Here is a 9,563-nt window from a genome sequence, read left to right as displayed (position 1 = left end):
CCAACATGCCCATGGCCGCCGACCGGCCGGGATGCCGCACCGTCACACGTTCAGGTGACGACAAAACCCGTATGAAGTCTCATACCGCCCTCTGACGTTGTCGCTACTGCCGGTGAAGCTCTTTCGCGGTTGACCAGTCTCGGCGTTCCACAGCCGGACCACTCCGTCAGCACCGCCGCTGGCCAAGGTGCGTCCGTCCGGGCTGAACGCCACGGTCTCGACTGCGACGTCTGACGTCTGGAGGACTCGCTGTTTGCCGCTGGCTACGTTCCACAATCGGATCGTGGTGTCCCCGCTTCCGGCGGCCAAAGTGTGTCCGTTCGGGCTGAACGCCAATGACACCGGTCCTTGTTGGTCTTCGGTGAAGGTAGTGCGCTGTTTGCCGCTTTTGACATCCCACAGTCCGACCAGGCCTTCAATTCCTCCGCTGGCCAGAATGCTGCTGTGTTGGTTGAAAGTCAGAGAATGGATCCCTACGTATGTTTTGATGGCCTTACGGAACTTACGGGCAGATATATTCCATAGTCGGACGGTGGTGTCGTCGCTGCCGCTGGCGAGGGTGCGCCCGTCGGGACTGAACGCTACGGACTGGACCCTACGGGTGTGGCCGGTCAGGGTGTCGCGCAGGTGGCCGCTTGGCACGTCCCACAGCCGCACCACTCCGTCGTCGGTTCCGCTGGCAAGAGTGCGGCTGTTGGGGCTGAAGGCCACTGACTCCACGCCGACGTGCGGCGTCAGGGATGCCGCACGTCCGCTGCTGAACAGGTCCCACAGCCGCACCGTTCGGTCGTCGCCGCCGCTGGCCAGCGTGCGGCCATCCGCACTGAATGCAAGCGACCGCACCGTGGCGGAGTGGCCGACCAGTGTGCCGCGCTGCTGGCCGGTGGCCGTGTCCCACTGCCGTACGGTGCTTTCCTCTCCGGCGCTTGCGAGGGTGCGGCCGTCCGGACTGAACGCGAGCGATGTCACAACGCCCCCGTGCCCGAGTGCCCTGCGCTGACGACCAGTAGCCACGTCCCACAACCGCACGGTCTTGGCACCGTCGAGCCCTCCGCTGGCCAGGGTGTGGCCGTCCGGGCTGAACGCCAGCGCCCATGCAGAGGCTCCGTATCTGATTGCCCTGCGCGGGCGGCCGGTGGCCGGGTCCCATAGCCGCACCATGCCTTCGTTGCCGCCGCTGGCCAGGGTGCGCCCATCGGGACTGAACGCAACGGACAGGATGGTGTTGGTGTGGCCAGTCAGGGTGTCGCGCAGGTGGCCGGTCGGCACGTCCCACAGCCGCACCACTCCGTCATTGCGGCTGTCATCGCCACCGTCATCGCCGCTGGCCAGGGTGTGGCCGTCCGGGCTGAACGCCACCGACCGGACCGCTCCGCGGTGTCCGGTCAGCCTGCCGCGCTCTTTTCCGGTGGCCGGGTCCCACAGCCGCACCACGCCATCGTCACCACCGCTGGCCACCGTGTGACCGTCCGGACTGAACGCCACCGACCAGACCGCTCCGCGGTGTCCGGTCAGCCTGCCGCGCTCTTTTCCGGTGGCCGGGTCCCACAGCCGCACCACGCCATCGTCACCACCGCTGGCCACCGTGTGACCGTCCGGACTGAACGCCACCGACCAGACTTCGGCGTGTGCGGTGAGCCGGTGACCGAGTGGGAGGGCTGCGGCGGCGAAGAGGCTGGTGATGGATTCGGTCGTGTGACTGGCCTGGTAGGCCCGTACGGCCAGAAGCGAAGACAGGTCTGGATCGGTTCCAAGGAGACTGGATGATTGCGCAGCCAACTGCCGAGACAGTGCCAGGTGTTGGGCTGCAACAGCCCTGCGTCGTTCTTGATCGCTGACCCGGTACTGGTTCCACGCGGTGAGGCTGGCTACGAGGGCAAGGACGAGCAAGACGGACAGGGTGATGGCGGACTGTCGCAAGCGTCGGGTGGTGCGGGCCGTCGCCTGTTGTTCGCGCTGGCGAGCGATGGAGCTGGTGGCGAGGAAGTCCCGTTCCACAGCGGTTAGGTCGTCGGTAATGTCGGAAGTGGTGAAGGTTTCTTCGGCTGCGGTCAGACGCGTGCCGCGGTAGAGCGCGCCGGGGTCGCGGCCGAGGCTGTTCCAGGCTTGGGCGGCTTCGGTCAGGTGACGGTGAAGGCGCAGTCGCTCGCGGGCATCGTCGATCCATTGCCGGAGCCGGGGCCAGGCGGTGATGAGGGCTTCGTGGGCGATGTCGACCGCGTTCTCGTCGAGGGTGACCAGGCGGGCCTGGGCCAGCCGATCCAAGACGGTCTTGGTGTCTACGGGGTCGCCGAAGTCGAATTCATCGCGTTGGGCGGGGCGGCGGGTGTCGGGGGTTCCCTCGCCCGGGGTGATCAGCCGCAGCAGGATGCGGCGAGCAAGAGCCGCTTGAGCTGGGGCGAGGCTGGCGTGGACGTCTTCGGCGGTACGGGCGATGGCGCCGTGGAGCCCGCCGGCCGCCTCGAACGCGGCTTCGGTGAGAGCGCGGCCTTTGCGGCGGTGCCAGGTTTCCAGCAGGGCGTGGGACATCAGCGGCAGCGCGCCGGGCTCGCCCTCCACCTCGTCGAGGATGCCCGCGGTCAGCGTCCGTTCCACGATCATGCCGGTGCTCTGGGCGGGCTTGATGATGGTCTCGCGTAATTCGTCGCGGGTCATCGGCCCGACGAGCACGGTGCCGTCCTGCAGGGCGGCGGTGAGGGCGGGGTGTTCGGCGCACCGGCCGAGGAAGTCCGCCCGGACGGCGATGACGACGCGCAGTCGGCTCGCCGGGGTGGCGGCTGCCAGCAGGCGGTCGATGAACTGATCGCGTTCGGCCGGGTCGTGACAGAGGGTGTAGAGCTCTTCGAATTGGTCCACGATCAACCACGTGTCGCCGTCGGCGTCCTTCGGTTCAAGGCGATGCTCGTGAGTGCGCAGCGGGTGCGCGCCAGGGGTGAGGACGCGCAGCGCAGCTGGCGGCGCCCCGGCCGGGTCCGGAGTTCGCAGGCGCTGGATGAGGCCGGCCCGAAGCAAGGAAGACTTGCCGCTGCCTGAGGGGCCGAACACCGCGGTGAACCGGCGGGAGCGGGTCAGCCCGAGCAGGCGGTCGGTGAGCTCATCACGGCCGAAGAATAATTCGGCGTCGCCGGTCTCGAAACGGGCCAGTCCCCGATAGGGAGGCTGGACATCATCCTCGTCCTCGGGCCGGCGCTGGGCCGCCGCTTCCGCGGAGACCTCACGCCACCGCGCCTCCCACTTTTCCTGGTCGCCGCCGCAGGCTTGGACGTAGGCCAGGACAACCGGCAGCGTCGGCAACCGCTCACCACCGGCCGCCTGCGACAGCGTGCTCGCCCCCTGCCCCGTACGCTGCGCCATCACCCGGTACGTCGGACTGCCCGCCTCCGCCCGGAACTTGCGTAACTCGAACGCGAACCGCGCAACCGGCCCCGCACTCGGATCCAGTGGGCTTTCCCGACGTCCCGCCATCGACAGCTCTCCCTACCCCGTTGCCGCCTCTCCCGTGGATGCGGCGCTGCGACTCGCGAAGCTACGCGCGCCCGTCGCAGAAGAGCAAGCAAGAGCGCGTTCTTTGGTCAGGGACTACAACGAGGGCCTGTCACCTGCAGTGCGGCCATTGATCAGGGCGATGAGACCGGCTGCCCATTCAATACCCAGCCCGCTGAACTCGATGGCAGGCACCAGCCCGTCGGGAGCCAGAAACGTCGACGGGACCCGGGGTGCGCATCTCCAACGACGGAGGAACGAAAGCGTGAAGAAGCGCAGGAAACTCGCCCTCGCAGCTGCTATAGGGGCACTGGGAGCCGGCATCGCACTCACCCCGTCCGCGAACGCCGCGACCGGCGGCATGCTCTCGCAAGCGGCATCGGTGAAAACACCGGCGCCCCAGGACGCCTTGCGTGACGGTGGCGTCTGGTACTTCAAGGCGAAGCACAGCGGTAAGTGCCTCACCGTCCACGGTGCCAGCACAGCCAAGGGTGCCGCCGTCGACCAATACACATGCCTGAACCGGGCCAACCAGCGATGGAGGTTGCTCTTCGTCAGTGACCGGGGACTGGCCTACGTCACAGCTGAGCACAGCGGCAAGTGCTTGGACGTGCTGGGCGGAAGCAAGGCCAACGGCACCAAGATCGGTCAGTGGGACTGCAACAGCCGTAAGAACCAGAAATTCTTCGTGAAGAGCGTCGCAGGCTACGCGACCATCCAACCCTGGTACGACGCTCAGAAGTGCCTGGACGTTCCGGGAGCGTCCCAGCGGAACAACACACAACTCGTGCTGTGGAGCTGCAACTACGGCCGCAACCAGAAATTCAAGATGGTCCGCGCCTGACTCTCGGAGGGAAAAGTGAAGAAAAGTAGGATTCTTCTGGCGGGCCTGTTGAGTGGCGCGAGCATGCTCGGGATCGTATCCCCTGCTGCCTCAGCGCCCACGGCCTCCTCAAGTGCTCCCGCAGCGTCTTCTGAGCGCGCAACTCCTGTGCCGGGCGTGCACTACATCCGGCCGGCCCACACACCCGACAAGTGCATCACTGTGCACGGTTGGGACGCCAGTGACGCAGCGAAAATCGATCAGTGGACCTGCCACGGGCAGAGGAACCAGCGCTGGACCTTCATGGACAACGGCGCATTCCGGTACTGGGTGAAATCCGAGTTCAGCAACAAGTGCCTCGACGGCGGCGACCTGAGAAAGGGCCACAAGGTAACACAGCGGTCCTGCCACAGCGCCTTCAAGCAAGCCTGGTACCCCGTCCCACGAGGCAATACATACGAGATCCACGTGGGTACTCAATGCCTCGATGTCCAGGGAGGAAGCAAGACGAACGGCGCTCGCATCATCCTGTGGAAATGCAAGAATGTGAGCAACCAACGCTTCTACCTGAATTAACAGAGCCGCTCCCACGGAGCGACCTGCCGTCCGGAACCGTCACCAGGCCCCTGCGCTGAGAACGTCGTCGATGGCCTCGACGGGTGGCTCGACGTCACAATCGAACGGTGGCGGCACGAAGGCCCGCCCGCAGACGGCTTGACTCAACCCGAGGCCACAAAACCGGCAGCGTGGCTGAGGCCGGCGGGGCTGCAGCGAGACACACGCGCACCTGATCAGTCGGCGTGCCCGCCGTCGTGGCTGACGTTCGTCGGCTGAGGCACAGACGATCTCCGAGACGAGGTGCCGCCCTCACTGGTGGAGGGCGCGCCCCCGGCCTTGACTCGATCATTGAAATTCCACCGACCGCGTGAGCCCCCGCGCCCCGCATGAGCGCCCCCACACACCACCAGACCGCCGCCCGGGGTAACCTTCCCGTCCATTTGAAGCTCCCTGGAGGCTCCCTATGCACACGGCTGTTTTCCTGCTGCGGAGTGCGCTGGGCCTCGGTGGCGGTCTGGTGTTCGTGTGGGAGCTGAACCGCCAGGCTTCGGGACCAGGCTGGAGGAAGCTGCGGGTCTTCTCTGCGGCGGGGGCTGTGGTGCTCGCCGGGCTGCTCGCCGTCTAAAGAGTGCCAGTCAACGTGCCCCTCCCGTGCCCGTTCGGTCGGGAAGCAGCGGGGAACCGCGGTCGCTGGCGGACAACGCGCACGAGAACGGCCCCTGACTGATTTACCTGGTCAGGGGCCGCTCACAGGCGGTGGGTGTGGGATTTGAACCCACGGTGACATCGCTGCCACGACGGTTTTCAAGACCGTGTACGGATCGACTCTCCCAAGGCATCGAGTGCGCCCACGGCCGCCTGAATATGAGCCGGGCCGCGACGCAACCGTTCTCCCGCGCACCACCAGAACAGCCGCTCCTCTGCATCCTCCCTCGGATGCATGCCCAGGCCATGCTCAGGACACAGGGGCCACGCCTGCCACAGAAGCTCCATGACGGTCTCCTGTGCAGCATCGGCGACGCTCGCCAGCGCAGAGGCAAGGTTGTCCTGCGAGTCCGGGTCCAGGTGATTGCCGTGCCACTCGCCGTTGGCCATGGCGACGTGGACGTTCTCCGGCTCATCCGCATCGTAGGACGGCAGGGCCAGCAGTTGCAGGGGTTCCAGCTGGGGAAGCGTCGCCGCCAGGTCCCGGTTCAGAAGGGCGAGAGCCTGGTCCCACACGGGGTACTCGCCCGGCGAGACGCGGCGAGGCTCGGGAGGGTCGAAAAGAGCGCACATGAGCACCATCCTCCGCCACGCCAGGGACGGCCTCAATCGCTCAACAGCGACGCCCGCTGCAAAGACCGCGTGCGGCGGCTGACACCAGCGGCTGACACCAACTAGCACGAACAGCAGCGCTCGGCGGCGGACCTCAGGGGACGATCGGCCGGGGCGCAGGCCGGGTTGACCGATGTCGACGGTCCCTGTGATCGACCTGATAAGGATGAGGGCTGACCTCAGAATCTGGAACTCGTAATTCCCCTCCCGCCCCTTACGTTCGAGCCCGCCCTGCTGCCTGGCCGTGCGCGGCCCGAGTGTCACCGGTCCGGCGCGGGGGTGACTGTGAACAGGTCGCCGGGCTGGCAGTCGAGGGCTTCGCAGATCCGGGTGAGGGTGGAGAAGCGGATGGCCCTGGCCCGGTTGTTCTTGAGGATCGAGAGGTTCACGACCGTCACGCCCACGCGAGCGGCGAGGTCGGTAAGGGTCATCTCGCGTTCGGTGAGCAGCGTGTCGAGGTGGCAGACCACCCGGTGCGGTTCTTCTGCAGCATCGGGTGCCATGTCAGACGAGCCCCTCGACGTCCCGGGCCAACTCACCGCCGCGGCGGAAGGCTTCCGCGAATGCCAGCACTAGGAGTGGCAGCAGGAGATTCCAGGTCACCGAGCCGATGAGGTCCACAGGTGGGGCCACGACCGGGCTGTGCGGCCCGGCCAGACCCGTGCGGTGCAGGACGAGGCTCGCGGCTGCCCAGGTCAGGACCCCGGGGACCACTCCGGCCACCCAGATCGCTCCGGCCAGGCCGGCGATCCGTCTGGGGTTGCGGGATTCGAAGGGCCGCCCGGCCGCGATCGACAGCAGGATCCGGTAGAGCAGGAACGCACCGACGCCGACGCACACGGTGATCACCGCGGTGCCGCCGCGCGCCAGGATCTGCTCGGGCACGGTGGAGCCCCAGGATCTCAGAGTGACTGTGGGCAGGTCGGCGTCCAGCCAGGTGGCGCCCCGGGCGCCCGGTACATCGAGGTGCAGGGTGTGGCCGGTGGGGTCGCCATCGTACTGGCGTATAGCCTGCTGCGTTTCGCGTCCTGCCACGCCTTCCGCCTGTGCGGCGGTGATGGCGTGGTCGGGCAGGGGGATCTTGAGGCGGTCCACTGCTCGGACTTGTACGCTCACGCCGACGTCAGCACCGGCCTGGGTGGCTCCATTGATGTCGTAGACGATGCCGTACAGCGGTGCTGCGATCGCCAGGAAGAGCATCAGGATGGCAAGTTTGTCGGGGAGCCGCCTCGAACGGGCGATCGGTTCGGCGGGGCCGGTCACAAGCGACTCCAAGGCATCCTCACTTTCGAGAGCGTGCGCGTGCATTCAGGGTCCGCGCACCATCGAAAGTCGATGCTATTGATATTCGATATGGTTGCACAAGGGTTTGAAGGGCCGCGCCTGGCGCCGCACGGCGGCCACGGGGCGAGCTCGACCAGGCCGAGGAAAGATCGAACTCCTAGCTTGACTCTGTCGGGGATCTTGGAGTCGGCGAGGTCAACTGCCCAGGGCTCGCCAGGATTTCAGCCGAGGTAACTCGCGCTGGTCGAGGTAGTTTTGGAAGGCAGTCGGTCGGCGGGGTACGAGGGCTTCCTCGGCCGGTGGCAGTCCGCTGAGGCGCTCGATGTTGACGGCGATAGCCGTCAGGACGTGCTGGATGTGGGCCTTCCCCTGCCCTCGGTAGCGGCAGCGGCGCATGCCGTGGCCGTGGGCGAACTCGTTGACGGTTCCCTCCACTCCGGAGCGCACCGCGTAGCGGGTCTTCCACTCAGGTGTCTGCTGCTCGGCGCGGAGGCGGAGTTGCAGGTCGCGGAGTTCTCGTGGGGGAAATCCCACGGTCCGGGCGCTGTCGGCGGTGGTGGTGCAGCGGGTGCGGGCAGGGCAGGGGCGGCACTGGCTCTTGGTGAACCGGGCCACGATCAGCGGGGCGGCGGTGGGAGAGGAGGTCGGGTAGGGGCCGTGCCAGCCTGCGCTGATCTGGCCCTGGGGGCAGGTGACCTGGCGGCGGTCGAAGTCGATATGGAAGTCGTCCCGGCCGAATCCTTCGTTCTTGCGGTGTTGGCGGGTGGGGTTGCTGCGCAGTGGCCCGGAGACGGTGACCTGGTGTTCACGTGCGGCTTGTTCCAGGTGGGGCAGGGAGGTGTAGCCGGCGTCGACCAGGTGCTCGGCGGGCAGTAAGCCGCGGCGCCGCAGTCGGGTGTGGATGCCGGGCAGGACCTGGCTGTCGTGGGTGGTGGCCGCGGTGGTGGCCACGTCCGTGATCACGTTGGGGCCGTCGGGAGCACAGGTCTCGGTCAAATGGGCGGAGAACACCTTCCAGCTGATGATGTGTCCGTGCCGTGCGTAGCGGGCCGAGGTGTCGTAGGGAGAGACGATCGCCCGGGACGAGGGCGGCAGCCCGGGCCCGCCTTCCGTCTCGGCAGTGCGCCAGCGCAGGCGTCCTGCGGCGTCACGGTGGTAGTTCTGCACCATGATCTGGCGCAGGGCCTGGACACGCGGGCCCAACGCGCGGTCCGCTCCGTGACGGTAGAGGTGCTCCAGGAGCCGGACGGCGTCGTTGCCGGTGGCGAGGATCCTGGTCTTGGGCTTGGTGGGGTTCTTGCCCAGGCGGACCGGGCGGCCGTAGCGGCGCCCCCAGTCCTCATCGACCAGATCGTCCAGCAGGTGAGGAGAGATGCCGGCGACCTCTTCCAGTGCGGCACGGACCGCCTCGGTGACCAGCTCCATTCGGGTGAGATCCCGCACCGCGGCCAGGACATGGGTGGAGTCGGTACGCTGCGTGGTGCGCTCGCTCACCAGCCCGGCCTCCTTCAGGCGGGCCAGCGCCAGGTCGAGCAGGCGGTCGGCACGGCCGTCATCGGCGAGACGGTCGCGGAAGTCGGCCAGCACGCTGTGATGGAAGCCTGGATCGTCCAGCTCCATGGCCAGCGCGTACTTGAAGTCGATGCGGCAGCGAACCGCCTCGGCGGCCTGCCGGTCCGACAGGCCGAGCACGAACTGCAGCACACAGACGGTGGCCAGCTGGGCGGGCGAGAGACCCGGACGCCCGTCGCGCGGGTACCAGTCGGCGAAGTCCTCGTCGCACCACAGCCCGTCGAGCCGGTCACGCACCCATATCGCCGTCGTGCCGTCCGGGTTGCTCGCCCGCGCGATCTGCGCGGTCAGAGACGGGACTTGCTCACCGGAACGGGGACGGAGGGACAACGAGCACCTCGACAATCGCAAGGACCTTTGGAACAGCCCCGAGCATGCCCGTTGATCACGCTGCCGTACCGGGAAACTCCAAGATCCCCGACAGAGTCAAGCTAGGGCGTGTGTCGAAAGTGGCTGGTTGTGACTCTGTGGCTTGTGTTTCTATGCCGGAGTGAACATCGAAAGCTCCGGAGTGCCTGATGAGAGG

Annotated in this window: 8 protein-coding genes and 1 tRNA gene; 3 read left to right on the top strand and 6 right to left on the bottom strand. The window is 67.1% G+C overall.

The genetic code is table 11. The features are described 5' to 3' along the window. Window positions 1–42: 42 nt before the first annotated feature. Window positions 43–3,465, bottom strand: a complete 3,423-nt coding sequence (locus ACWGKT_RS47890) for an nSTAND1 domain-containing NTPase (protein ID WP_453278725.1) — start codon at window positions 3,463–3,465, stop codon at window positions 43–45. A 283-nt stretch (window positions 3,466–3,748) separates the two neighbouring features. On the opposite strand from ACWGKT_RS47890, the gene ACWGKT_RS47885 reads away from it, so the two are divergent. The 3 genes from ACWGKT_RS47885 (at window position 3,749) to ACWGKT_RS47875 (ending at window position 5,489) form a co-directional block, all read left to right on the top strand. Beyond that, window positions 3,749–4,327, top strand: coding sequence for an RICIN domain-containing protein (locus ACWGKT_RS47885; RefSeq protein ID WP_453278724.1), 579 nt, complete (start codon window positions 3,749–3,751; stop codon window positions 4,325–4,327). 156 nt (window positions 4,328–4,483) lie between these two features. Next, window positions 4,484–4,882, top strand: coding sequence for an RICIN domain-containing protein (locus ACWGKT_RS47880; RefSeq protein ID WP_453278723.1), 399 nt, complete (start codon window positions 4,484–4,486; stop codon window positions 4,880–4,882). Window positions 4,883–5,327: 445 nt separating this feature from the next. Further along, window positions 5,328–5,489 carry a hypothetical protein gene (locus tag ACWGKT_RS47875; protein WP_453278722.1) on the top strand — a complete coding sequence of 54 codons (162 nt, stop codon included), beginning with the start codon at window positions 5,328–5,330 and terminating at the stop codon, window positions 5,487–5,489. A 132-nt stretch (window positions 5,490–5,621) separates the two neighbouring features. Here the strand turns inward: ACWGKT_RS47875 and ACWGKT_RS47870 are convergent. The 5 genes from ACWGKT_RS47870 to ACWGKT_RS47850 all read right to left on the bottom strand — a co-directional run bounded on the left by ACWGKT_RS47870 (window position 5,622) and on the right by ACWGKT_RS47850 (window position 9,367). Next, a tRNA-Ser gene (locus ACWGKT_RS47870) sits at window positions 5,622–5,698 on the bottom strand. Then, window positions 5,669–6,142: a hypothetical protein gene (locus ACWGKT_RS47865; RefSeq protein ID WP_453278721.1), complete on the bottom strand. Its 474-nt coding sequence runs from the start codon at window positions 6,140–6,142 to the stop codon at window positions 5,669–5,671. The genes ACWGKT_RS47870 and ACWGKT_RS47865 overlap by 30 nt, the downstream gene beginning before the upstream one ends. Before the next feature lie 299 nt (window positions 6,143–6,441). Further along, window positions 6,442–6,684: a helix-turn-helix domain-containing protein gene (locus ACWGKT_RS47860; RefSeq protein ID WP_453278720.1), complete on the bottom strand. Its 243-nt coding sequence runs from the start codon at window positions 6,682–6,684 to the stop codon at window positions 6,442–6,444. A 1-nt stretch (window position 6,685) separates the two neighbouring features. Beyond that, window positions 6,686–7,456, bottom strand: coding sequence for a hypothetical protein (locus ACWGKT_RS47855; RefSeq protein WP_453278719.1), 771 nt, complete (start codon window positions 7,454–7,456; stop codon window positions 6,686–6,688). A 204-nt stretch (window positions 7,457–7,660) separates the two neighbouring features. Continuing rightward, window positions 7,661–9,367, bottom strand: coding sequence for an IS1182 family transposase (locus ACWGKT_RS47850; RefSeq protein ID WP_453278718.1), 1,707 nt, complete (start codon window positions 9,365–9,367; stop codon window positions 7,661–7,663). Window positions 9,368–9,563: the final 196 nt, after the last annotated feature.

It is taken from the genome of Streptomyces sp. NPDC054794 (genome assembly GCF_053611585.1).
This window is presented reverse-complemented; position numbering and strand designations above follow the sequence as displayed.

Excerpts from the sequence above, each read along its gene's own strand:
- ACWGKT_RS47890 (WP_453278725.1), bottom strand. The coding sequence starts at position 3,465 with ATGGCGGGACGTCGGGAAAGCCCACTGGATCCGAGTGCGGGGCCGGTT.
- ACWGKT_RS47875 (WP_453278722.1), top strand. The coding sequence starts at position 5,328 with ATGCACACGGCTGTTTTCCTGCTGCGGAGTGCGCTGGGCCTCGGTGGC.
- ACWGKT_RS47865 (WP_453278721.1), bottom strand. The coding sequence starts at position 6,142 with ATGTGCGCTCTTTTCGACCCTCCCGAGCCTCGCCGCGTCTCGCCGGGC.
- ACWGKT_RS47860 (WP_453278720.1), bottom strand. The coding sequence starts at position 6,684 with ATGGCACCCGATGCTGCAGAAGAACCGCACCGGGTGGTCTGCCACCTC.